At 46.0% G+C, this 24161-nt stretch carries 24 protein-coding genes; 7 read left to right on the forward strand and 17 right to left on the reverse strand.

The window, feature by feature from the left end; translation table 11 throughout:
- Positions 1 to 15: 15 nt before the first annotated feature.
- The 4 genes from ACQW03_RS04050 to ilvB all read right to left on the reverse strand — a co-directional run bounded on the left by ACQW03_RS04050 (position 16) and on the right by ilvB (position 5070).
- Positions 16 to 1557: a 2-isopropylmalate synthase gene (locus ACQW03_RS04050; protein ID WP_441948378.1), complete on the reverse strand. Its 1542-nt coding sequence runs from the start codon at positions 1555 to 1557 to the stop codon at positions 16 to 18.
- A 124-nt stretch (positions 1558 to 1681) separates the two neighbouring features.
- On the reverse strand, positions 1682 to 2674 hold the full coding sequence (ilvC, locus tag ACQW03_RS04055; protein ID WP_013309387.1) for a ketol-acid reductoisomerase: 993 nt from the start codon (positions 2672 to 2674) through the stop codon (positions 1682 to 1684).
- Positions 2675 to 2837: 163 nt separating this feature from the next.
- Positions 2838 to 3323, reverse strand: a complete 486-nt coding sequence (gene ilvN / locus ACQW03_RS04060; RefSeq protein WP_023987760.1) for an acetolactate synthase small subunit — start codon at positions 3321 to 3323, stop codon at positions 2838 to 2840.
- A 1-nt stretch (position 3324) separates the two neighbouring features.
- On the reverse strand, positions 3325 to 5070 hold the full coding sequence (gene ilvB, locus ACQW03_RS04065) for a biosynthetic-type acetolactate synthase large subunit (RefSeq protein WP_441948380.1): 1746 nt from the start codon (positions 5068 to 5070) through the stop codon (positions 3325 to 3327).
- A gap of 613 nt (positions 5071 to 5683) precedes the next feature.
- On the opposite strand from ilvB, the gene ACQW03_RS04070 reads away from it, so the two are divergent.
- Complete coding sequence (locus ACQW03_RS04070) at positions 5684 to 6124, forward strand: GNAT family N-acetyltransferase (RefSeq protein ID WP_025724102.1); 441 nt, start codon at positions 5684 to 5686, stop codon at positions 6122 to 6124.
- 34 nt (positions 6125 to 6158) lie between these two features.
- On the opposite strand, the gene ACQW03_RS04075 is transcribed toward ACQW03_RS04070, so the two are convergent.
- The 9 genes from ACQW03_RS04075 to ACQW03_RS04115 all read right to left on the reverse strand — a co-directional run bounded on the left by ACQW03_RS04075 (position 6159) and on the right by ACQW03_RS04115 (position 14698).
- Positions 6159 to 6506: a hypothetical protein gene (locus ACQW03_RS04075; RefSeq protein ID WP_441948383.1), complete on the reverse strand. Its 348-nt coding sequence runs from the start codon at positions 6504 to 6506 to the stop codon at positions 6159 to 6161.
- A gap of 385 nt (positions 6507 to 6891) precedes the next feature.
- Entirely contained in the window at positions 6892 to 7851 is a 960-nt protein-coding gene (locus tag ACQW03_RS04080; RefSeq protein WP_010349245.1) for an ABC transporter permease, read from the reverse strand.
- Between the two features lies 1 nt (position 7852).
- Positions 7853 to 8932: an ABC transporter permease gene (locus ACQW03_RS04085; protein WP_013309382.1), complete on the reverse strand. Its 1080-nt coding sequence runs from the start codon at positions 8930 to 8932 to the stop codon at positions 7853 to 7855.
- Positions 8925 to 10463, reverse strand: a complete 1539-nt coding sequence (locus ACQW03_RS04090) for an ABC transporter ATP-binding protein (protein WP_023987756.1) — start codon at positions 10461 to 10463, stop codon at positions 8925 to 8927. Before ACQW03_RS04090 ends, ACQW03_RS04085 begins: the two co-directional genes overlap by 8 nt.
- 141 nt (positions 10464 to 10604) lie before the next feature.
- Complete coding sequence (locus tag ACQW03_RS04095) at positions 10605 to 11642, reverse strand: BMP family lipoprotein (RefSeq protein ID WP_025724105.1); 1038 nt, start codon at positions 11640 to 11642, stop codon at positions 10605 to 10607.
- Positions 11643 to 12019: 377 nt separating this feature from the next.
- Complete coding sequence (gene rplT / locus ACQW03_RS04100; protein WP_007429517.1) at positions 12020 to 12379, reverse strand: 50S ribosomal protein L20; 360 nt, start codon at positions 12377 to 12379, stop codon at positions 12020 to 12022.
- 52 nt (positions 12380 to 12431) lie between these two features.
- Entirely contained in the window at positions 12432 to 12632 is a 201-nt protein-coding gene (gene rpmI, locus ACQW03_RS04105) for a 50S ribosomal protein L35 (RefSeq protein ID WP_013309379.1), read from the reverse strand.
- 20 nt (positions 12633 to 12652) lie between these two features.
- Positions 12653 to 13150 (reverse strand): translation initiation factor IF-3, encoded by a 498-nt coding sequence (gene infC, locus ACQW03_RS04110; RefSeq protein WP_013309378.1) that lies wholly within the window; start codon positions 13148 to 13150, stop codon positions 12653 to 12655.
- A gap of 309 nt (positions 13151 to 13459) precedes the next feature.
- Complete coding sequence (locus ACQW03_RS04115; protein ID WP_023987754.1) at positions 13460 to 14698, reverse strand: glycosyltransferase family 2 protein; 1239 nt, start codon at positions 14696 to 14698, stop codon at positions 13460 to 13462.
- 610 nt (positions 14699 to 15308) lie between these two features.
- Between ACQW03_RS04115 and ACQW03_RS04120 the strand changes: the two genes are divergently transcribed.
- Complete coding sequence (locus ACQW03_RS04120; protein WP_013309376.1) at positions 15309 to 15836, forward strand: phosphatase PAP2 family protein; 528 nt, start codon at positions 15309 to 15311, stop codon at positions 15834 to 15836.
- Positions 15837 to 15887: 51 nt separating this feature from the next.
- Positions 15888 to 17021, forward strand: a complete 1134-nt coding sequence (locus ACQW03_RS04125) for an MGDG synthase family glycosyltransferase (protein ID WP_023987753.1) — start codon at positions 15888 to 15890, stop codon at positions 17019 to 17021.
- A gap of 40 nt (positions 17022 to 17061) precedes the next feature.
- Here ACQW03_RS04125 and trmB read toward each other — a convergent pair whose 3' ends face one another.
- A complete protein-coding gene (gene trmB / locus ACQW03_RS04130) occupies positions 17062 to 17775 on the reverse strand; it encodes a tRNA (guanosine(46)-N7)-methyltransferase TrmB (protein WP_028542969.1) in 714 nt (237 codons plus the stop codon).
- A gap of 104 nt (positions 17776 to 17879) precedes the next feature.
- On the reverse strand, positions 17880 to 18077 hold the full coding sequence (locus ACQW03_RS04135; RefSeq protein WP_013309373.1) for a hypothetical protein: 198 nt from the start codon (positions 18075 to 18077) through the stop codon (positions 17880 to 17882).
- Positions 18078 to 18383: 306 nt separating this feature from the next.
- Here ACQW03_RS04135 and ACQW03_RS04140 point away from each other — a divergent pair, with 306 nt between their 5' ends.
- From ACQW03_RS04140 to ACQW03_RS04155, 4 genes are all read left to right on the forward strand, one after another.
- Positions 18384 to 19337, forward strand: a complete 954-nt coding sequence (locus ACQW03_RS04140) for a TIGR01212 family radical SAM protein (RefSeq protein WP_028542970.1) — start codon at positions 18384 to 18386, stop codon at positions 19335 to 19337.
- On the forward strand, positions 19338 to 19919 hold the full coding sequence (locus ACQW03_RS04145) for a class I SAM-dependent methyltransferase (RefSeq protein ID WP_023987750.1): 582 nt from the start codon (positions 19338 to 19340) through the stop codon (positions 19917 to 19919). It abuts the gene before it with no gap.
- 169 nt (positions 19920 to 20088) lie between these two features.
- Positions 20089 to 21063, forward strand: a complete 975-nt coding sequence (locus tag ACQW03_RS04150; RefSeq protein ID WP_441948390.1) for a type I phosphomannose isomerase catalytic subunit — start codon at positions 20089 to 20091, stop codon at positions 21061 to 21063.
- 25 nt (positions 21064 to 21088) lie between these two features.
- Positions 21089 to 22096 (forward strand): alpha/beta fold hydrolase, encoded by a 1008-nt coding sequence (locus ACQW03_RS04155; RefSeq protein WP_441948392.1) that lies wholly within the window; start codon positions 21089 to 21091, stop codon positions 22094 to 22096.
- Positions 22097 to 22192: 96 nt separating this feature from the next.
- On the opposite strand, the gene ACQW03_RS04160 is transcribed toward ACQW03_RS04155, so the two are convergent.
- Together ACQW03_RS04160 and odhB are read right to left on the reverse strand one after the other, a co-directional pair.
- Complete coding sequence (locus ACQW03_RS04160) at positions 22193 to 22723, reverse strand: YfiT family bacillithiol transferase (RefSeq protein WP_053324956.1); 531 nt, start codon at positions 22721 to 22723, stop codon at positions 22193 to 22195.
- 136 nt (positions 22724 to 22859) lie between these two features.
- Positions 22860 to 24158, reverse strand: a complete 1299-nt coding sequence (gene odhB, locus ACQW03_RS04165) for a 2-oxoglutarate dehydrogenase complex dihydrolipoyllysine-residue succinyltransferase (RefSeq protein WP_028542972.1) — start codon at positions 24156 to 24158, stop codon at positions 22860 to 22862.
- Positions 24159 to 24161: the final 3 nt, after the last annotated feature.

Raw genomic sequence — 24161 nt, forward strand, 5'->3', positions numbered from 1 at the left:
TAAGTCTGCATATAATTAAGATTTATAATCTACTCGATTACTGTAGTTTTTACGCTTGTCGATCAAACCATTCAGCGCATCCACGTAAGCCCGAGCACTTGCTTCCAGAATATCGGTGCTTACCCCGCGTCCCTGTACAGACAGTCCGTTTTGCGTCAGCACCACATGGACTTCACCCAGAGCGTCCTTACCATGGGTAACAGACTTAATGGAGTAATCTGAAAGTACAACGCTCTCGCTGCTGGCTTGGTCAATCGCATTATAGATCGCATCGACTGAACCATTTCCTTCAGCTTCTGTCTCGATAACTTGACCCTCATCGTTAACCAGACGCACTTGTGCGGAAGGCGTAGCCTTGTTCCCATAGGTAACAAAGATGGTTTCCAGCTTGAAGACTTCAGGTGCATCGGCCAATTTTTCTTCCAGCAATGCCAAAATATCATCGTCCGAAACTTCCTTCTTCTTATCAGCCAAATCCTTGAACTGCACAAAAGCGCGATTCAGATCTTCTTCGTTCAATTCATAGCCCAGCTCGATCAAACGCTCACGGAAAGCATGACGACCTGAGTGCTTACCGAGTACCAGTTTGCTTTCTTTCAGACCGATACTTTCTGGTGTCATGATTTCATAGGTCGTTTTCTCTTTCAGCATACCGTCTTGATGAATACCTGATTCGTGCGCAAAAGCATTGGCTCCAACAATCGCCTTGTTGCCCGGCACTACCATCCCCGTCAAACGGCTAACCAAACGGCTCGTGCGCGCAATTTCAGACAATTGAAGAGACGTTTTGGCCTGAAAAAATTCCTGTCTCGTCTCCAGTGCCATAGCGATTTCCTCAATAGCCGTGTTCCCAGCGCGTTCACCGATACCATTAATGGTTCCCTCGATCTGATCCGCACCGTTCAGAATGGCAGCAAGTGTATTAGCGGTAGCCATTCCCAGGTCATTGTGGCAATGTGCACTCAATTGAATCTTCTCCACATCGACCACATTTTCCTTAATGTGTTTGAATATATTTCCATACTCGTAGGGTGTCAAGTAACCTACCGTATCTGGAATATTGACGACAGAAGCCCCTTCTTGTACAGCCATTGTGACCATTTCAACCACAAAATCAAGCTCTGTACGACCTGCATCCTCCAAAGAAAACTCCACTTTAGGCAAATATTTCAACCCATAGCGTATGGCAGCACGAGCGGTTTCCAATACCTGTGCCTTCTCCATCCGCAGCTTATGCTGACGGTGAATAGGTGAAGTTGCCAAAAAGATATGGATACACGGGTCCTGAGCTCCCTTGAGTGCCTCGCGAACCGCATCAATATCCTGTTCCCTTGCACGTGAAAGGCCAATAACCGTCGAATTTTTTACAGCTTTTGCTACTGCATTAACAGCCGCCAGATCACCCGGAGAAGCAGCCGGGAACCCAGCCTCCATACGATCGATTCCCAGCTTCTCCAACTGATGAGCGATCTCCACTTTCTCACGAGTATTCAAGTTCACGCCAGGTGACTGTTCTCCGTCTCTCAACGTTGTGTCAAATATATATATTTTGCGCAACCTAACGCACCTCCTCAGGATTAGGACCCTTAAATTACAATGCGGCTCACGCAATAAGCAGGGCCGCATTGTAATTAATATTTATAAATAATTCATGTTGTCGAGTTCATAGTACAAAAGATTATTACTTTTTGATCCAGTGCATCATTTCACGCAATTGTCCGCCCACCACTTCAATCGGATGGTTAGCTTCATTACGACGAGTAGCCGTCAGGAATGCACGTCCAGATTGATTTTCAAGGATGAAGTCACGAGCAAATTTACCTTGCTGAATGTCAGTCAATACATCCTTCATGGCTTTCTTCGTATCTTCCGTTACCACGCGTGGTCCAGTTACATAATCGCCATATTCCGCTGTATTACTGATGGAATCACGCATCGTTGCCAATCCACCTTCATACATCAGGTCAACGATCAGCTTAAGCTCATGCAAGCATTCAAAGTATGCCATCTCAGGAGCATAACCTGCTTCAGTCAATGTTTCAAAGCCCGCTTTTACAAGTGCGCTCACACCGCCACACAATACCGCCTGCTCACCGAACAGATCCGTCTCCGTTTCTTCACGGAAGGAGGTTTCAATTACGCCCGCACGTGTACAGCCAATGCCTTTTGCGTAAGCAAGACCGATTTCTTTGGCTTGACCCGTTGCGTCCTGCTCAATTGCGATCAACCCCGGTACCCCAAACCCTTCTACATAGGTACGACGTACCATATGTCCTGGGGATTTTGGAGCAACCAGCAATACATCGCTATCTTTAGGAGCTACGATTTGTCCAAAATGAACGTTGAAACCATGGGAGAACAGAAGAGCTGCGCCTTTTTTCAGGTTAGGTTCAATTTCATTTTTGTACACAGAAGCTTGAGTTTCATCAGGTAACAAAATTTGAACCACATCTGCACGGCTTGTTGCATCAGCTACGTTCAGAACTTCGAAACCGTCGTTTCTTGCGACATCAGCTGATTTGCCTTCACGCAAACCAATAACAACATTCACACCACTGTCACGCAAGTTTTGTGCTTGAGCATGTCCTTGGCTACCGTAACCGATAACGGCCACTGTCTTTCCTTTCAATACGCTGAGTTCTGCATCTTTTTCGTAGTACGTTGTAACTGCCATGGTTAATTTCCTCCTTTTAATTGGACCCTTCATAATGAGCGGGTACTCCAAGAGACTTTCCCTCGTGATTAGTATCTAAAAATCTCTTCGAGCCCCCGCTCTTATGCGGGCGGTTCTTTATTGATGTAATGCGCTATAAGCGGTAATTCGTTAAAGCTCTATATTAAGCATTGCCACGTATCATAGCTGTAACCCCGGTTCGAGTCAACTCCCGAATACCGTAAGGCTTCAACAACTCGATCATGGCATCAATTTTTTCTGTATCGCCAATGACCTGTACGATCAAGCTCGTCGTTCCAACATCAATTACAGCTGCTCTGAATGTTTCTACCACGCCCATGATCTCTGGCCGCTGAGGCGGTTCTGCCTTTACCTTTATCATCGCCAATTCCCGAGCTACCATCGGCTTGGAACTGAGATCAATGACCTTGATCACATCAACCAGCTTGTAAAGCTGCTTTTCAATCTGCTCCAGATTGTTCTCATCCCCTACAGTCACAATGACCATACGAGATAATCCAACTTCTTCCGATTGTCCCACAGTTATGCTCTCAATGTTAAAGCCTCGGCGTCCGAACAGGCCGGACACACGTTGCAAAACGCCGGGTTGATCATTTACCAGTACAGCAATGGTATTTTTTGTTGTCATTTTACTCGTCCCCCATCAGCATTTGATCAATTGTCGAACCTTGCGTCACCATCGGATATACATTCTCTTCCTTGCTGACTACAAACTCGACAACGACCGGTCCGGGTGTATCAAGCGCCTCCTGCCAAGCCCGACGTGCCGCTTCCTTATTCGTAGCACGCAGTCCTTTGACACCGTATGCTTCGGCAAGTTTCACAAAATCCGGACTTCCAGCCAGGTCAATGTGACTATACCGATTGTTATAGATCAATTCCTGCCATTGGCGAACCATTCCAAGCACCTGGTTGTTGATAATTACGATTTTAACCGGAATGTTATTGATTGCACAGATGGCTAATTCCTGCGAACACATCTGCATACCGCCGTCCCCGTTAATCGATATTACTAATCTGTCGGTATTGGCCATCTGAGCACCGATTGCAGAAGGGAAACCAAATCCCATCGTACCGAGTCCACCAGAGGTGACCCATGACCGTGGCTGATTGAATTTGTAATACTGCGCTGCCCACATTTGATGCTGTCCCACGTCCGTCGTTACGATTGCGCCGCCCTTAGTCGTTTCATCCAACAACTCAACAACCCATTGTGGTTTAAGCACCGTTTCAGAATCCTTATAAGAATAAGGTTTCTCATTCTTCCAATGCTGAATTTGCGCTCTCCATGCATCAGCTCGATCCGCGCGTTTCACATCCTGATTCAGCAATTCCAGCACTGCCTTCACGTCACCCACGATAGGAATATCCGCTGCAACATTTTTTCCAATTTCAGCAGGGTCGATATCAATGTGGACGATTTTAGCTTGAGGAGCAAACCCATCCAACTTGCCTGTTACCCGATCATCGAAGCGGGCTCCGATACAGATCAACAGATCTGACTGTTGAATCGCCTGATTGGAGGTGTATGTTCCATGCATCCCCGGCATCCCCGTCCACAGTTCATGTCCACTTGGGAAACCACCCAATCCGAGCAATGTTGTCGTAATAGGAATTTCCGTTTTACGAACAAACTCGTAAAGTGCTTCATGTCCACCGGAGTATACAACTCCTCCACCTGCCAGAATGAATGGACGTTCTGCTTCGGAAATAGCTTGAGTTAGCTTGTCTAGTTGAATTTTGTTGGGCAGCACTTTCGGGTTATAACCCCGCATGGTCACTGGTCCCGTTTGTGGAACGAACAACGTCTGGGCTGCGGAAATATCCTTCGGAATATCAATCAGCACCGGTCCCTTCCGCCCTGTGTTGGCAATATGAAATGCCTCATGGATGATTCGCGGCAGATCCTCTACATCTCTTACCAGATAGCTGTGCTTCGTAATCGGCATTGTAATTCCCGTGATATCGGCTTCCTGGAAAGCATCCGTACCGATCAGGGAAGATATAACGTTACCCGTGATGACCACCAACGGCACCGAATCCATAAAAGCCGTCGCAATACCAGTTACCAGGTTTGTCGCTCCAGGTCCGGAAGTCGCGATACATACGCCCACTTTACCGCTCGCCCGTGCATAACCATCTGCCGCATGAATAGCTCCTTGCTCGTGACGAGTGAGGACATGCTTGAAATCCTTAAAGCCATACATGGCATCATAGATATAAAGCACTGCACCACCAGGATATCCGAAGACACAATCTACTCCCTCCAGCAACAGGCTACGGAGTAAAATTTCCGAACCTGTAATCACTTCAGGCTTCATCCACTTTTCACGTAATTCATTGGTTGACCTAACTTCAGGAATTTGTGCACTCATTGGTCATCCTCCTTTACAAAATTTACATACATCTGACATTTGTAAAAACAAAAAAACCTTTCATCCCTAGAACAGACTTGCTGTTACTGAGGGACGAAAGGCTGTAGCTTCCGTGGTACCACCCGTGTTTGCCCGATATTTCGCAATATCGAACCTTGGCAGGTACAGAAATCACAAAGGATCTCCATATCTGGCGTCTGTAACGTAGACCGTACGATTTTCCCTAATAGGTGATTCAGAGCACCGTTAATATTATCGGGCCCAAATACTTTTCAGGAAAACAGCTCCAAGGTGAGCTCGTTAAAAAGGGATTTTGGTGAAGCTTGCAGCTAATGCCTCACTCTCTGAACAAAAGAGCCCTAATCACTTCGTCCTCTTCATTGCCGTTGAGTTCATGTCATTCTTTCAAATGTTTAGACACATTATATGTCTCACATCTGGGATAGTCAATACCCATATTTCATAAAAATTTATGTTTCTTTTCTGAAGCACCTCAGAGTCGCACGCTTGTAAGAGGTACCCGCATATTATAAAAAAGACCACACGGTGAGACAGTGCACTCCTCCAAAGCCACGTCTTATCTTGTTAAAAGGGTAGAAAAGGAGGCCCGTTTATGATTCGAAAACGCAGCTCTCAAGATGACACCATCATCTTTCGTCTCATCGAGCAAGAGCTTGTCCCCCTATCGCATTTAAGTGCCCAAGAAATGGAACAAATACGCAAAGAATTACCCCGGCGCTTAAACCGGGGCATCACTTTTGTAGCTTGCAGACCGGATAATGCACAGGTTGTTGGCTTCATTCATGTTATGCTGCATGGCGAACTATTATACATTGATTTGATCGCAATCTCTTCGGCTCATCAAGGTATGCGATACGGAAAAAAACTGCTGGAGCATGCCGAACACTACGGACGACTGCGTCGCTGCAAGCGGGCTAAAGTTATGGTGGACGAAGACAATATCAGGGGGATCCATTTTTATCTGCGTCATCAATATCAAATGCTGCGATACGTAGCTCTGAGCCGATGCCATGAACTCGAAAAGTCACTGTAAAAAGTATCTTTTTCGGGTCCAAGATTTTGTATGACTAAAATAAATTAGGGTAATACGGATATCCTACCCCGGGGTATCCCCCGTCTGTATACGGGCCTGGCTGCGGACCATATCCTGGTCCTCCATAACCTGGACCGTAGCCACCATATCCCCCACCATAGGCACCAATGTATGGAGCTGTGCCGATGGCAAGCAAGTCAAACAGCACCAGAGGAATAATCGCCTTCGTGTTTACTTTTTTCTTGCAGTTTGGTTGAAGAACCAGTCGGTTACCCGAAATGCGAATCAGCTTGCCGCTGACCTGGGAACCATCCTTGCGAGTAGCGAAGATGACTTTGCCGACAAGCTTCTCCACCTGCTTTCTGGTTACTGCCTGTTTCATCGTATTTCCTCCTTCTTTCTCAACGGATGGACAGATTGAACGGCTCCTTGATAGCTCATCACCACCACAAAATAGACCGGAGCTGACAGGGGCCGAGCGTCCCGTCCAATCTGCATAGCACAGTCTATTCCATTCATGCCAGTAGCGTATGTTTAAATGCCTGCACAATATAAAAAAAAATCTGGTACCTGCACATGCAGATACCAGATTTTTTTATACCAGGATTTTGAAAAATTCGATTCCAGTCGCTCCGAAGTGCAAGATATAGACGAACTAAACCATTTCGATCTATATCATGTTCATTGGAAGTCGCTTATGGGATTTTTGCAAAATCCTCACACCAATGTACATTTTTAAAGACATACACATCAGCTGTCTATAAGTTTTAACGCTTGCTTGGATCATAAAGTTGACCCAAAGCGGCCGGAGCGCGTGAACGTCCGACAGCCGCTACCAGTACAATAATCGTCAGGAGATATGGCAACATAAAAATAATTTCCTGGGGAATACTTTGCGACCATGCGAACAGCTGCACATAGTTGCGAATGGCTTGTGAAAAACCAAAAAACACTGCTGCGCCAAAAGCGCCAAGCGGATTCCATTTACCGAAAATCATAGCGGCAATAGCAATATATCCCTGCCCCGAAACTGTATTGTGTGAGAACATGTTGGTTGTAGTCAGGGTTATTGTAGCTCCACCAATCCCAGCCAATGCCCCACTGATCATAACACCAATATAACGAAGACGATTTACTTTAATCCCCACTGTATCGGCCGCTCCTGGATGCTCCCCAACGGAACGCAAACGTAAGCCAAACGGTGTTTTATACAATGTAAAATAGCCAATAATAACTAATAGAATGGCTAAATATGTCGTTGGGTAAGCTTGGAAAAAGGCTTTTCCTGCAATCGGGATATCCACAAGGTAAGGGATGGATATTTCGTTAAAACCCTGAATCCGACCGGTGTCACCATCTCCCTCAAATAAAAGCTTGACCATGTACAGTGTACTACCTGCTGCCAGAAAGTTAATAACTATACCGCTTATTACCTGATCGGCTTTAAACGTAATAGAGGCTACAGCATGAATTAACGAAACCAAAATACCGAACACCGCAGCTGACAGCACACCTACCCAAGCCGCAGAGGTGCCTCCTAGTCCAGCTTGCTCGGCATAAAATCCGCCAACACCCGCTGCAAACGCTCCAAATACCATAAGTCCTTCCAACCCGAGATTCGTTACACCGGATTTCTCTGAAAAAACTCCGCCGAGAGACGCAAAAATAATCGCCGTCGCAAAAACGAGCGTTGTATGGATTAATTCACCAAGTGTTAACCAACTCATTTTACAACACCTTCTCTTTCTTCCGCTTGGAGTAGAGCGGCTTCACAACCCAACGTACGATACCTTGGGCCGCAATGAAGAAAATAATCGAGCCAATGACAACCCGGATAATCTCGGGCGGTACATCTGCGCTAAAGCTCATCCCCGCAGAACCATACGTAAGCGTTCCGAACAAAACAGAACCGAGCAGCACACCGAATGGGTTATTCATCCCAATCAGAGCTACAGCGATACCATCAAAACCCGTTCCCGGTGATCCTGCCATGACAGATTGATAATGGAATACTCCCAGCACTTCAAAGGCGCCTGCCAATCCGGCAAAAACCCCACTAATAAACATCGCTTTTATGATATTACGATTTACATTCATACCTGCATAGCGGGATGCATCCTGATTAAATCCGACAGCCCGAAGCTCATAGCCCTGCTTTGTTTTCCACATGAAAATGTAGAAAAAGACTGCTGCCAGCACAGCAATAACTGTGCCCCAATGTACCCGAGCATTCCCCATCATCTGGGACAGCCATTCGATGGAAATTGAAGCAGAAGGCTGAATATCCACAGAACGATTTTCACCATCCATAAGTGCGAACTGATTGATCACCAAATTAGCCAAATACAGACCAATCCAGTTCATCATAATACATGTAATAACTTCATTCACACCTCTTTTGGCCTTCAAATAGCCAGCAATCGCAGCCCACAGACCTCCAAAAACGGCCCCTGCAATTACAGCTAGCGGTGCATGAATGATAGCTGGCAACCCATGGAGTTTAATGCCCACAATCGAAGCAGCTGTCATACCTACCAGAAACTGACCTTCGCCGCCGATATTAAACAAACCGGCGCGGGCCGCAAAAGCAAATGCCAACCCCGTTAAAATCAGCGGAGTCATCTCACGGATAGCCTCTCCAAAGTTGTAGGAATCTCCGTATACACGGCTAAACAAAGCAGAATAGGCCACAATAGGGTCATACCCGCCAATCAGCATCACAATAGCACCCAGAAGGAGACCCAAAATAATAGAGACCAGCGCCAGTACAAAGGAGTCTTTTGTGAATATTTTCAATAGATTAGCCATTCTCTACTCCTTTCTTCACTGCACTTCCTGCCATCATCAGTCCCAGTTCCTGGTCATTCGTTTCTTCTGGCAGCACTTCCCCGACAATCTTGCCCTCATAGATGACAGCAATTCGGTCAGATACATTCATAATCTCGTCCAGTTCAAAAGATATGAGCAATACAGCTTTACCTTGGTCCCGTTGGGCAATCAGTTGTTTCTGGACAAATTCAATAGCTCCGACATCCAGACCGCGTGTAGGCTGTGCTGCAATGAGAAGGTCTGGATTTTTATCAATTTCACGCGCAATGATAGCCTTCTGCTGGTTCCCACCAGATAATGCTCTTGCCTTCGTGTGAATATCCGGTGTTCTTACATCAAACTTTTCGATAAGACTTTTGGCCTGTTTCTCTATAGCATCTTTGTTCAAGAAGCCATTTTTACTGTAAGGCGCCTGGTAATACGTCTCCAGCACCATATTTTCACTCATAGAAAAATCGAGCACCAACCCATGCTTATGACGGTCCTCCGGTATATGTGAAACGCCTGCCTCTGAAATTTTGCGTGGTGGCTGATTGGCCACCTCTTGTCCGAGCAAACGAATGCTCCCACCATCCACCTTGCGTAAGCCTGTCAAAGCTTCGATCAGCTCACTCTGTCCATTACCATCTACTCCGGCAATCCCCAAAATCTCGCCCGCCTTAACCTGCAGGTTCAACTCATTTAGAACATTAATGCCATCCTTGTTTTTAGAAATTACATTGTTCATTTCCAGTACCGTCTGTCCTGGTTGCGCAAGCTGCTTGTCCACTTTAAAGGACACACGACGGCCCACCATTTTTTCAGCCAGCTCATTTGGTGTTGTTTCAGACGTCTTGACTGTATCAATAACCTGACCTCGACGAATGATCGTAACGGTATCTGCAATTTGCATGATTTCTTTAAGTTTATGAGTAATAAGAATAATTGATTTGCCTTCAGCGACCAAGCGCTTCATAATGTCCAGCAACTCAGTGATCTCTTGTGGTGTCAGTACAGCTGTAGGCTCATCGAAAATCAGAATATCTGCACCGCGATAGAGCGTTTTGATAATTTCTACACGTTGCTGCATACCAACAGATATATCCTCAATTTTGGCATTCGGATTTACCTGAAGGCCGTACTGCTCAGACAACCGCTGTACTTCTGCGGCAGCCTTTTTATAATTGATTTTCAGACCCTTACGTGGCTCCGAGCCCAGGACAATATTTTCGGTAACGGTAAACGGCTGTACGAGTTTAAAATGCTGATGCACCATGCCAATCCCCAGATCAATCGCCTTATTTGGACTATCAATCTGTACGGGTTTACCTCCGATTTCAATTGTCCCTTCATCCGGCTGATACAGTCCGAAAAGAATATTCATAAGCGTAGATTTACCCGCGCCATTCTCACCCAAAAGGGCATGAATTTCTCCCTTATGCAGCTTGATGCTGATGGAGTCGTTGGCAACGATGCCGGGGAATCGTTTTGTAATTTGCTTTAACTCAACGACGGGGGTCGCTGCATCCATGAGATCACCCTTATACACTTTATAGTATGTGCTCCAATGAGCTGATTTTGCCCGTTATAATTCATATAACTCCAGACGTAAGAACAAGGCTAGTCTTATGAACCAGCCTTGTCGCCACTTATATGTTCTTCAAGCCAAAACTTATTTCGAAGGAACTGTAATTTCGCCCTTAATAATTTTTTGCTTGTATTGTTCTACAAGATCAAGCACATCTTTAGGTACATTTTTCGTTGATGTGTCTGCCAAACCAATTCCATTATCCTTCAGAGCCAGTGTTTCGATACCGCCCTTGAAATTACCGTCAATTACTTCTTTAGATACGCGTTTTACAGCTTCATCTACACGTTTTACCATCGAAGTCAATGTTACGTCGTCACCAAACTCAAGCGATTGGTCTTTATCTACGCCAATAACCCATACTTGCTGACCTTGTTGCTTACGTGCGAGCGCTTCGTTGAATACACCTGTACCAGATCCGCCAGCTGCATGGAAAATAATATCCGCACCACTGTTATAGATCGTTGCAGCTGCTGCTTTACCCAGGTCCGGCTTATCAAATGCACCTGTATAGTTAACTTCCAATTTTGCATTTGGATTTACAGCTTTAATTCCTGCTTCGAATCCTTTTTCAAAACGTTTGATCAACGGGCTGTCTTGTCCACCCACAAAACCAATTTTGTTTGTTTTGGTAAGCTTACCAGCTACAACCCCCACCAAGAAGGAACCTTCATTTTCAGCAAAAACAACCGATTTTACGTTAGGCGCATCCACGACACTGTCAATGATCGCCAAGTTTTTGCTTGGGTTGTCTTTCGCTACTTGTCCAATCGCATTCGCCAGATTAAAACCGATTCCCCAAGTCAAGTTAAAATCACCCTTAACAAATTGGTTCAGGTTAGGAATATAATCTTGATCGGATTTACTTTGCAGGTATTTAACTTTAGCGCCTGATTCTTTCTCAGTGGCTTGTAGTGCCTCCCAAGCAGATTGATTAAACGATTTGTCGTTTACTCCACCCACATCTGTAACCATGCCAATTTGGACATTCGATGTTTTGGCAGAACCACCTGTGTCTCCACCATTTGCGTTGGACGCACCTTGATTTTTGTTACCGCAGCCTGCGAGAATGACCGAGATCGCCAGCAGCATAACCAAAGACATACTGAACATTTTCTTCATGCTGATACTGTTCCCCCTTAGTGTTAGATCCCTGGACTGTCTCTTTTCTTTGAACATGTACATGCTCATACATGTCATTTACTGACGAGACAGATCGTACAGAAGACTTACTTTAGAGATTATACAATTATGATCGGCTAAAATCTAGACAATTAATAACCTTGGGTCAATTTTTTTTAAAGTTCCATCAATGTAAGCGCTATAAAGTTAAAAAAAACATACATTCTTCCATCTCACGTCATATTTATTCGTATTTTGGAGAAAACGAAGTCTTTACCGTAACATTGAGTATGTACAAAAAAAGGCATCCCTACACAGCGTACTGCTTGGGATACCTTTTTACCACTTTCGCGGTTTCCACGCTTCATTATTAATAATTAAGCGTTGATTTTGCCTTTAGCAACAGTTGCCAAAGAGTTGAATGCATTAATATCATTGACTGCAAGATCAGCCAAGATTTTGCGGTTAATGTCCACACCAGCCAATTTCAGGCCGTGCATCAATTTGCTGTAAGACAAACCGTTCAAACGAGCTGCTGCGTTGATACGCACGATCCACAGTCTGCGGAAGTTACGTTTCGTCTGACGACGGTCACGGTATGCGTAAACAAGCGATTTCATTACCTGCTCGTTAGCTGTTTTAAAAATGCGGTGTTTGGAACCAAAATAACCTTTAGCAAGCTTCAATACTTTTTTATGACGACGACGAACGACGAATCCGCCCTTTACTCTTGCCATATCAATAGACCTCCCAAATAATGTTTATACTTCATTCATTGCAGTGCTAGTGCTATTTCAGGTTAGCAAGACCTTGTTTCAGACGTTTAACGTCCCCAGGTGCCATCTCAGGGTTAGTACCCAGAACGCGTTTTGCACGTTTGGATTTGTGGGAAAGCAAATGGTTTTTGTAAGCTTTGTAACGCATTACTTTACCAGTACCGGTAATTTTGAAGCGGCCTTTAAGGCTGCTATGTGTTTTCATTTTAGGCATTGAACTTCCTCCTTAATTTGTCATTGACTCTTTGGAGCCAATATCATAATCATGCTGCGTCCTTCGAGCTTGGGTTGGCGCTCCACGGTACAAAGATCAGCAACTTCCAATTTCACACGTTCGAGAATTTTTTGACCCACATTAGCATGAGTAATTTCACGACCGCGGAAACGAACGGAGCATTTCACCTTGTCCCCTTCATTCAGGAACTTCACCACATTGCGAAACTTGGTTTGGTAGTCATGTTCCTCGATGTTGGAACGGAACCATACCTCTTTGATGTCAACGATCTTCTGGTTTTTACGGGCTTCCTTTTCTTTCTTCTGTTGCTCATAGCGGAATTTTCCGTAATCCATAATCCGACACACGGGCGGCTTCGCTTGAGGCGCCACGTTCACGAGATCCAAGTTTGCGTCAATCGCCATTTGCAAAGCTTCACGCGTCGGTGTAATCCCGATTTGTTCCCCATTTGCACCAACTAGACGTACTTCTCTCACCCGAATCTCATCATTGATCATATGTTCCTTACTAATAACCCTCCACCTCCAGAACCTGTTATTGTTGTATTGTGTTTAAGCACAAAAAAGGGATGACGACTACACAGCCGACATCCCTGTCTGATACTCAATTCATCATGAAAGTTCAATTCACAAATCATTGGATCATGACCAGCCGGCAATACCGGGCAGGTGAGAAGTCGGACCTTCTACTTGTTAATCCATCTTTTCAATTAACATACTCGAATATCTTATCACGGTGCAATCGTGGTGTCAACCCTTTAATGAAAAATGAATGACACCGATCTTCAGTCCTATTTCACCGTCCAATTAACCTTGCTTACTTTGAACCTCTTCCAAGCGAACGACACGCGTATGCTGGGTATGGCTCCATTGCTTATTGTTCTGTGTAAAGAACGCATAGACCGTAATCGGATACCACGAAATCGCATAGATCGGGAACAGCAATAAGTACAGATATACTTTTTTGAATGTGACCTTTTCCAAAATCATTGCGATCACAAAAGTAGCAACATTCAGACCAATAGCTATAACACCAGTCCAAGCTGGTAACTGTACATAGATGTTCTCGATATTAGGTCCACCAAAGAAGGCGATATCTATCCACATCGCTACTGTCATCAAGAAGGTGAGCAGTACGATATACACGTTCAGACCATAAAGAGCCATATCGAATTTAATCAGGCTTCTATGCTTGATACTTTGCCACAGCAACGGGAAGAAATAACGACGAGCAACAGTGAAGTGACCTTGCATCCAGCGCAGACGCTGTCTTGACGAGGCCTTGAATGTCAACGGCTTTTCATCATATACCTTGGCATCGTAATTAAATCTTGGATATACGTTGCACTGTGTGCAGCGCATGGTGAATTCCAAATCCTCTACCAGACTTGTCGCACCCCAGCCCATTTCCTTAAGCAGATTTGTTTCAAAGCACATGCCTGTACCACCGAGGAAATTAGCCATGTTCAGATTGTGACGTGACAGCTGCCACAAACGGTTGATGTACCAATAAGATACCCCGTATGCCGCTGTAATCCAAGAATCCTCAGGATTCTTAGTATCAATGTACCCCTGAATAACACGGGCACCTGTACACAGATCATTGTTCATTTCACTCAAGAAATTAGTATGCGCCAAATTGTCAGCATCAAACATGACAATAGCATCATATTGGCGCGGCATAGCCCATAATTCCTTGAGCATCCACTCAATAGCGTAGCCTTTACCACGCAGATTCGGATTCGTACGTTCACAAGCATTCATGCCGTGAGCGCGAACGATGTCCGCAGTCTTATCTGTACAGTTATCACAGATTACGAACACATCGTAAAGTTCCTTCGGATAATCAAGTTGCTTCAAATTTTCCATCAATGCTCCGACAACCTGTTCTTCATTGTGGGCAGCGACTAAAATGGCAAATGATTTTTCTGGAGCCGCGTGCTCTTTCCTTTTCTTGCGAACCAATCCGAACAAGGAGAATGCAAACTGATAGACTGCGATCACCGCCAGTATGATCTGGAGCGTCACGAAAATAGCGTCTAACATGATCTCTTGTTACCCCCTTTTTATACCCCTTAAAATCTTGCGTTTGTTTGTTTTCTATCTGTGTAGCGCAAGTTGCGGCGCTTTGCGCGCCTTTTCTGTAGTTTTTGACCCGACCCTTGCTTTCTTCATTGGCTGTGCGCAGCCCCCTTTTGGCTGACACAGGAATGCCATTACGATTTTCGTTGGTTTTCAATCTTTTGTCAAAGCCCTTAAACTGGTCTCAGCAGCAAAAAAACACAACAAACTCCCGTTTGAACCGGGAATGCGGCGCTGGGCTTCTCATTCATGACGCTTAGGTCTTATTTTCATCCATTTGCTAACTTTTTATTTCTTTGGTCCCTCCTTTTTGTGGGCCAATTAGCAACCACTTCTAAACACTCTATCTTATTAGACGGATGAACGCAAAGAAAGTCATACAATTCGGCTTATATTCCATTAACATTTTTGTGTAGAATTGAACCAAGTAATTTATGAATCTTTAGTGATTCTTGAAATGAACAGCGTTTAAAAATATGATGAGAGCAAGAGAATAATTACTTATGGTCTGATTATGTCAAAATGACTCAAAATATTTGCCGACTGACCTGAACCGGCAACCGGAGGAAACCAAATGCAACGTCTAGTCGTAAAACTTGTAAATCTGGAGCAGCAGTTGTTCAAATGGATCAACGGACGCTTACACAACCGTTTTTTGAACTTCTGGCTTTATTATCTCACACATTTAGGTGGGGCTACCTTTACTATAGCCTCCACACTCCTTATTTGGTGGCTCGCTCCGAATCCGTGGAAAGATTCCGGTATGAAGGGAGCCATCGCTCTCGGGGTCAGTCACATCCCCGTAGCTATCGTTAAAAGGCTGTATCCGCGGATTCGCCCGTATTTGGCGCTACCAGGTACAAATACATTCCGCAACCCCTTGTCGGACCATTCTTTTCCCTCAGGGCACACGACCGCTATTTTTTCAGCTACCGTGCCTTTTATGCTACAGTCACCGATGCTAACACTGCTGCTGTTGCCTGTAGCGACAATTGTAGGTTTTTCTCGGATTTATCTGGGTCTCCACTACCCAACGGATGTACTCGCAGGAGCGGTCATCGGAACGTCTGCAGCAATAGGAACGGTTGCATTCTGGCCTTAAAGCCGATATGGTATGATTGAGAACATCCCAGCAGGAACAGGTGAAATGAGAGTGGCTAAAAAACGAGTGTTATTATTATCGGAAGGTTTCGGTGCCGGACATACTCAAGCTGCCTACGCGCTCTCAAGCAGTTTGCGGAAGCTTTCTCCGAATGTGCAGACAAGAGTGCTGGAGCTGGGGAGTTTTTTGAATCCAAGAATGGCCCCGCTTATTATTACAGCATACAAGAAGACTGTTGTATCGCAGCCTCGCCTAGTCGGATTGGTTTACCGTCATCAGTACAAAAAATCATTAAACCGTCTTACAACGCTCGCTTTGCACCGTCTGTTCTACACGCAGACCCGAAACATTCTCCGGCAGCTTCGTCCCGATTTGGTGGTATGTACTCACCCCATCCCAAGCGCGGTAATTTCACGTTTGAAGCGCTTAGGTTTACATGTTCCGCTTTGTACTGTCATTACAGACTACGATGCACATGGAACATGGATTAGTCCCGAGGTTGACCGGTACTTTGTATCTACGCCTGAAGTCATGCGTAAGCTGCGCGCGCGCGGAGTACCCGTCTCGAAAATCCAGGTGACCGGCATTCCCGTTCATCCAAATTTTTGGGAACATCCTGGGCACGATGAAATTAGAGAACAATTTGGACTTAAACCCATCCCGACCGTACTCGTTATGGGTGGCGGCTGGGGCCTTATGAATGACGAAGTCATACATCGTTCGCTTACTCAGTGGAGAGAAAACATTCAATTTATTTTTTGTTTGGGGCATAATGATAAAATTCGTCGTAAAATGCAATTGGATCCTAGGTTTAATCATCCAAATATTCATATCTTCGGATTTACACGGGAAATCGACAAATTAATGGAGGTATCGAATCTGCTCATCACCAAACCCGGCGGAATGACATGCACCGAGGGATTGGCCAAAGGGATTCCGATGCTGTTTCACAAACCTCTCCCTGGACAGGAGGAGGAAAATTGTCAATACTTTACGGCTCAAGGCTTCGGAGAACCGATTACTTCGCTGGATGTTGTCGTTAAATGGATGAACCGACTGCTACACGATTTTCCAGAAATCGTCCGCAAGCGACAGGAGCACGTCCATAATGTAGCGCGATATTATCCTCTTCAGAGCGCACAGAGTATTCTGGATATACTGGAACCGAACAGGGTGCTTTCCTAAAAGGAAGCACCCTGTCTTATTTTATCCGTTTGATCTGTTTTTATTTCCCATACTTTTCGAGACGTGTTTTTCCGTACTCTTCCAAAGCATCTTTGCCGATCAGCACCTCGACTCGATGAATATTCATACCTTTGCCCATGAACTTTTGTTCATATTCCGTCATGACATGCTCTTCGTTGATCCCCTCACGATGAAGGTTTAACGAAATATTCGTCATCTGCAAACCGCTATCGGCAAACGAATTCAGAGAAAACTCAAACAGTGTCTCCGAATCGGTCTTAAAATGAATTTGTCCTTTGCTGTTCAAAAGCTGACGGTACTTGTCCAAAAAACGCGGATGCGTCAAACGACGACGTGCATGCTTGGCTTTAGGCCAGGGATCACTAAAATTCAGATAAATGCGTTCAATCTCTCCTGGTTCAAAAACATTCTCGATCTGTTCAATGTTTGCCAGTGCCAATTTGATATTAGGCGGCGTATCAACCTCTGAATTACTCCAGGCCAGACGAGACTTTTCTGTTGCACGGCGAACCAGCTCATCATACATATCAAAGCCAATATAGTTAACCTCCGGATTCCGGAAGCTCATTTGGCTTATAAATTGCCCTTTACCCATACCGAATTCCACATGAATGGGACGATCATTATCAAAAACCTGCTGCCATTTCCCCTTATACTGTGCCGGCTCCAAGATGACTAGATCCTGCTGTTCTTCCAGACTTTCCCGTATTCCTTTTCTTCCGCGTAAACGCATGTTACTCCTCCATATACTCTGTTATCAAGGAAAAAGGAATTTCACCCCCGCTTGAAGATACGGAAATGAAATTCCTTTTTCAATATATTTGGATTGGGGTCCAACTAATTTAATTGTTCATAGTCTACCCCATCAGCAGGTGAAAAATCAATTGTCTTTTGGCAAGCCGCTCTGATTTTTTGACGTGCGGTCGTTCCAATCTGACGATCCTGCCCAAAACGGACACCAGTCAATGCCAACGCCTCATCAAAGGTTAACTCAACAGTAACTTTATCCATACGCGTCTTATCCTGCGCATTCATAAAAGATCACCTCACGGGTTATTTGTGATGGAACCGACGTGCACTTACCCTAAAACAGGCGATAGAAACAGCATAGCTGCCTCCCTGAAGAATAATCATTAGCAACGGATAACTTTTATCTTCAGGATCGAAAACAGTCCTTTTATTGTATGTCTGGTACCGCTTACAATATAACACATTGTGTAACCTTTTTCAATCCGCAACGCCATAAAATCCGCACATTTTATTGACTTGTTCGGTCAAATGATTCCCAATGAAGACTGATTTTTGTTACAATAGGGTGATCGTAAAAAAAGGAGTACACCCATGAAAACAGATTTATTGCCTGCTCCTCTCCTGTGGGGAGATAAACGGTTCCATACTTGGAATTACGAAATGCGTGAGCAATTTCAAAATAAAGTGTTCAAAGTCATGCTGGATGCGGGTTTTACCTGTCCGAATCGCGATGGTTCCATCGCTAAAGGGGGTTGCACCTTTTGTAGCGCACGCGGATCGGGTGATTTTGCTGGGCGTCGTCGTGATGATCTGGTCACCCAGTTCAATACGATTCGGGATCGGCAGCATCTAAAATGGCCAAACGCCAAATATATTGGCTATTTCCAAGCCTACACTAATACGTATGCCCCGGTTGAGGAACTGCGAGAATACTTTGAGGTTATTCTGGAGCAGCCAGGCGTTGTCGGTCTGTCCATCGCTACACGTCCTGATTGCCTGCCTGACGATGTAGTGGATTACCTTGCCGAGCTAAACGAACGCACGTACCTGTGGGTTGAAATGGGTCTGCAAACTGTCCATGAATCGACCTCAGAGCTGATTAACCGTGCTCATGATACTCAATGCTATCTGGATGCGGTGGAAAAGCTGCGCAAGCGGAATATCCGCGTGTGCGCCCACATTATTTATGGTCTGCCCCAAGAGACGCATGAAATGATGCTCGATACGGGACGTGCAGTAGCGGCTATGGATGTGCAGGGTATCAAAATCCACCTGCTGCATCTCATGCGCAAAACGCCCATGGTCAAGCAGTATGAAGCGGGATTGCTACGCTTTCTGGAAAAGGACGAATACGTTAAGCTGATAGTTGATACGCTGGAGATTTTACCTCCCGAAATGATCGTTCATCGGTTAACCGGAGATGCCCCACGCGATTTGCTAGTGGGACCCATGTGGTCGCTTAAAAAATGGGAAGTGCTTAATGCCATCGATCATGAACTGAAGTCACGTGAAACGTGGCAGGGAAAATACTGGAGGCAACCTTAAATGGGGTTCCTATCCGTCCTAAGCTACGCTCATCAATTGGTGGCTGCGCGGGTGCAGCCAGGTGATACTGCTATAGATGCCACCGTCGGCACAGGAGCAGATACGTTGTTTCTGGCAAAAGCTGCTGGCAAACGGGGCCGTGTCTATGGCTTCGACATCCAGCAAGAAGCACTGCATTGCGCCCGTCGTCGACTGGAAGAAAACGCTTCGCCTTCATTAGCAGAAGTATCGCTACTGCTACAAGGTCACGAGCAAATGCGGGAGGCCGTTCCGGACATGCTGCATGGCAAAGTCGCTGCGGTCATGTTTAACCTCGGCTACTTGCCTTCCGAAGGCGCCGATCCTACTGTCATCACCCATACAGACAGCACGCTCGTCGCACTTGATGCTGCCTTACAATTGCTGCGACCACGCGGCATTCTGACTGCCGTACTCTATCCAGGGCATGCTGGAGGCAGCGAAGAAGCAGAAGCCGTCCTACAATGGGCTTCAGCTCTCCCGGTCTCCAGCAGTCAAAGCATTATTTATCGTCAATTACAACGAGCCGCTTCGCCTTACGTAGTGGCGGTTGAAAAGAAATAATGTCGGATTTTAAACTCAGGTTATGAGCGGCTTTTTTAGCCGCCTTACATATATCATTTTTTAAGCTCGTTCGGGCGCTATTCATCCCAGTTTATTGCCCCAGCGGCACGTTATTGATTTCCCTATTCTGTTAGGTCGCACTCATTACTCATTATGGAGGAGAGAAATTATGCTAAAGCCATACCCGCTGCAATTTCAACCTGAGTTCAAAGAGAGAGTTTGGGGAGGACGGGCCTTAGAGCAATTTGGTCTAACCCCACCAGAAGGACATATCGGGGAAGGATGGATGATTGCCGATCATCCAAACGGAACAACAACGGTCATCAATGGTGAGCTGGCAGGCAAAGGACTGGATGAAATCCGCGAGACCTACGGGCAGGATTGGCTCGGGGCCAAGGGTGTATCGGAAAAAGGCGGACGATTTCCACTTTTGATCAAACTACTGGATTGTAATGATGACTTATCCGTTCAGGTGCATCCGACAGATGATTACGCAGGACTTCCAGCCGGAGAATTAGGGAAAACTGAAATGTGGTACGTGCTTGATGCCAAGCCAGATGCCAAGATTATTTATGGTCTGACCGAAGGTGTAACTCGCGAGAGTCTGCGCACAGCTCTTGAAACTGGGGATATCCTCGGCAGCTTGCGCCAGGTTCCAGTCGAAGCAGGCGATACGTTCTTCATCCCCGCCGGAACCGTACATGCACTGTGTGCAGGCGTTGTCGTTGCTGAAATCCAGCAAAATTCGGATACTACCTACCGCTTATATGACTACAATCGCCCCGGACTGGACGGCAAGCCTCGTGAGTTGCATATCGAGGATTCCCTCAATGTAACCTCCTACGAGGGTGCAGGTGCAACAACGATGAAAACGGACGGCTTACAGCCTGGAAAATGGCTCCAGCTGGCTGCCTGTGAGTATTTTGTTGTGGAAAAGGGTATCGTAGATGGAAGTTGGGCACTTTCTACAACGGAAGACAGCTTCACCATTCTCGTGATTTGTGAAGGCAGTGGGACCATAACATGGAACAATAATACCGAGTCTCTTTCCTGTAAAGCTGGAGATTGCTTCCTGTTGCCTGCTAACCTGAGCGGTTACACGCTGAATGACGGAATGACCGTACTTAGATCTTATCTTCCTTAAAGCTTAAAGGATGTGATGTCTAATTATGCGGGAATACACCTTCACCATCGCTGAAAATGACGGAACAGAGCTTTTTGCCTACCGCTGGCTGCCTGATCAGAATTTGCCCATTAAGGGGATTGTTCAAATTTCGCATGGTATGTGCGAGACAGCCTATCGCTACATTCGACTGGCCGAAAAGCTTACTGGTTGCGGTTATGGTGTGTATGCCAACGATCATATCGGTCACGGGCGCACGGCTGGTGATCCTGATAAGCTGGGTATGCCGGGAGCTAATGCGTTTAATCGCATGGCAAACGGCATGCTGGAGCTAGGCGAAATTGCGGCTAAGGAATTCCCTGATCAGTCTCGTTTTTTGCTGGGTCACAGCATGGGGTCCTTTTTAACCCAGAAAATTATGTATGATGATCGGCAAACGTATCACGGGTTTATTTTATCGGGAACCAACGGACGACGTGGTCTCCTAAAGCTCGGAGAGCAAGTTGCTCTACTGCAAGCCAAGCTGCAAGGAATGGATCATCGCAGCATGCTGCTCAACGCTATGGTCTTTGGCGGCTTTAACCGCGCCTTTCGTCCAGTGCGTACGGCGTTTGACTGGCTGTCCCGTGATCCTGAGGAAGTAGATCAGTTCGTACATGACCCATTATGTGGAGCTATTTGCACGACAGGCTTTTTTCTGGATTTTTTCAGGCTATTGCAAGAAATCCACTGGCCTTCCTCGCTGAAACACATCAATCCCAAACTGCCAGTTTATATTTTTGCCGGGGATCGTGATCCAGTGGGTTTGTTCGGTAAAGGTGTGTTGTCACTAGTGGAAATGTATCGAAGCCTAGAGCTTCAGGACATGGAGTATCGCCTCTATCCTGACGGTCGCCATGAGATGCTGCATGAAACAAACCGCGACGAGGTGATGAGTGACATCGTAGACTGGCTCGACCGTCATGTTAACACAGGGGTGACCTCTGTTTCCGCATTGTCTGGAGCCACCGAGGCACCTGAACAATCAAACTCGCCCAAGTCATCAGCCTTGTGAGGAAATAAGAAAAGAAACCTTTAAAACCACGATCAAAGTGGGATTGAAGGTTTCTTTTTAATTCCTTTATATTTCATTTGGGTATAGTTTTAAAAATCACCATGCATTTCGTTCTCTCAAGGAAGTAATATGAGCTGTATGATGTTTGCCATGCCAGGCATAGATGCCGATGTTTCGTTCCAGGCGGATCGTCTGGCCCGATTCAGGATGAATAAACGATCGGTGTAGCTGATCCTCTCCCAACGATCGCAACACGGTCACCCACCGTTCATGCAGTCCTTCTAGCAATTGCAACGAGGGTTCCAGTGGAAGCTCCCTGGCGTCTGGTATTTCGGCCCAACGCCCCTCATCATATGGCTTGATCGTAGGTGTATCCTCCGTCAGTGCCAGCTTAAAACGGATATAGCTGTTCATATGGCTGTCTGCCACATGATGAACTACCTGCCGAATCGTCCAGCCCCCTTCGCGATAAGGCGTATTTAGCTGCTGCTCATTCAGTCCTTCGACCGCCTGACGTAGTTGTGCAGGCAATTCAGCAATATCGTGAATCCATGCGATAAGCTGTTCTTCTGTAATGGTATCTGGAACAACAAATGATCCTATCGGATAGCGCAAGTCTTTATCCAAAACAGTTCCCGCCCTTCTCTACATCTACTCCCTGTCATATCAGTTGCCTTATGTTATAACTATGCAGGAAAAAAAGCAGACTCGCAAGAGTCTGCTTTTGTCATACACGTAAAGAGAAGATCCACTTACCTTTATTTTATCCTTCCAGTAACAATGATTCCGGATCTTCCAGCAATTCTTTAACCGTTACCAGGAAACGAACCGCCTCACTACCATCAATAATCCGGTGATCGTAGGACAACGCGATATACATCATCGGACGATTTTCCATTCGTTCCTCGTCGATGGCAATCGGGCGAAGTTGGATTTTATGCATTCCCAAAATACCCACTTGCGGCGTATTGAGAATCGGCGTAGACAGCAGGGAACCAAAAATACCTCCATTGGTTATAGTAAAAGTTCCCCCTTGCAAGTCGGCCAGAGAAAGTGAATTGGAGCGAGCTTTGCCAGCCAAATCTGCAATGCTCTTCTCGATCTCAGCAAAGCCGAGACGATCAGCATCCCTTACAACTGGCACGACTAAACCTTCCTTGGCAGATACAGCAATCCCGATATCATAGTATTTTTTCAGTACGATATCATCGCCATTAATTTCTGCATTCACGGTAGGGAAGCGCTTGAGTGCACCAACCACTGCCTTTGTAAAGAAGGACATAAAGCCCAAACCTACATCATGTTTTTCCTTAAACTTATCTTTACGGCGTTTACGCACATCGAGAATGGCAGTCATATCCACTTCATTAAAAGTGGTGAGCATGGCAGCTGTTTGCTGTGCTTCAACAAGACGCTTAGCGATCGTCGCTCTGCGTCGAGACATCCGCTGGCGTTCCACAGGCTTGCTGTACTCCGTTTGTGCTGGAGACGGAGGCGCAGGCTTGCTAGTAGCGGGAGACGCAGGTACAGATGCTGCACGTGACACTTCAGCGCTGTTATGCGTTTTTACATCCTCCTGGAAAACACGTCCGAGCGGGTCCTTTCCCTGTACCTGTTCAAGATCAATCCCGCGCTCACGCGCCAACTTCCGGGCGGATGGTGATGCGGTCTGGCCATTCCCGTCGCCATTCGATGAAATAGGCGGTGCAGACTTTTCTTCTGCTTTAACGCCGCCTCCTACGGAAGACGGTGAAGTCGCTACGGACGGTGCTTCAGGCGCTTGAGTCGCTGCAACTTCTCCAGCACCGGTTGATTCCGCATCACCACTGCCGCTTCCGATCAAGCCAACAGCTTCACCGATGACCACAGTATCTCCCTCCTGACGAAGGATTTTCTGGACCACACCTGCTTCTTCCGCACTAATTTCCAGATTGACCTTATCGGTTTCCAGCTCCAGTAGAACATCTCCCTGTCCTACGGAATCCCCTTCCTTCACAAGCCATTTGGAGATTGTTCCTTCCGTGATGGATTCTCCCATTGCTGGCACTATAATATCGCTCACAGC

Source organism: Paenibacillus sp. DRB1-1 (genome assembly GCF_052119485.1).
Classification (GTDB): Bacteria; Bacillota; Bacilli; order Paenibacillales; family Paenibacillaceae; genus Paenibacillus; species Paenibacillus polymyxa_B.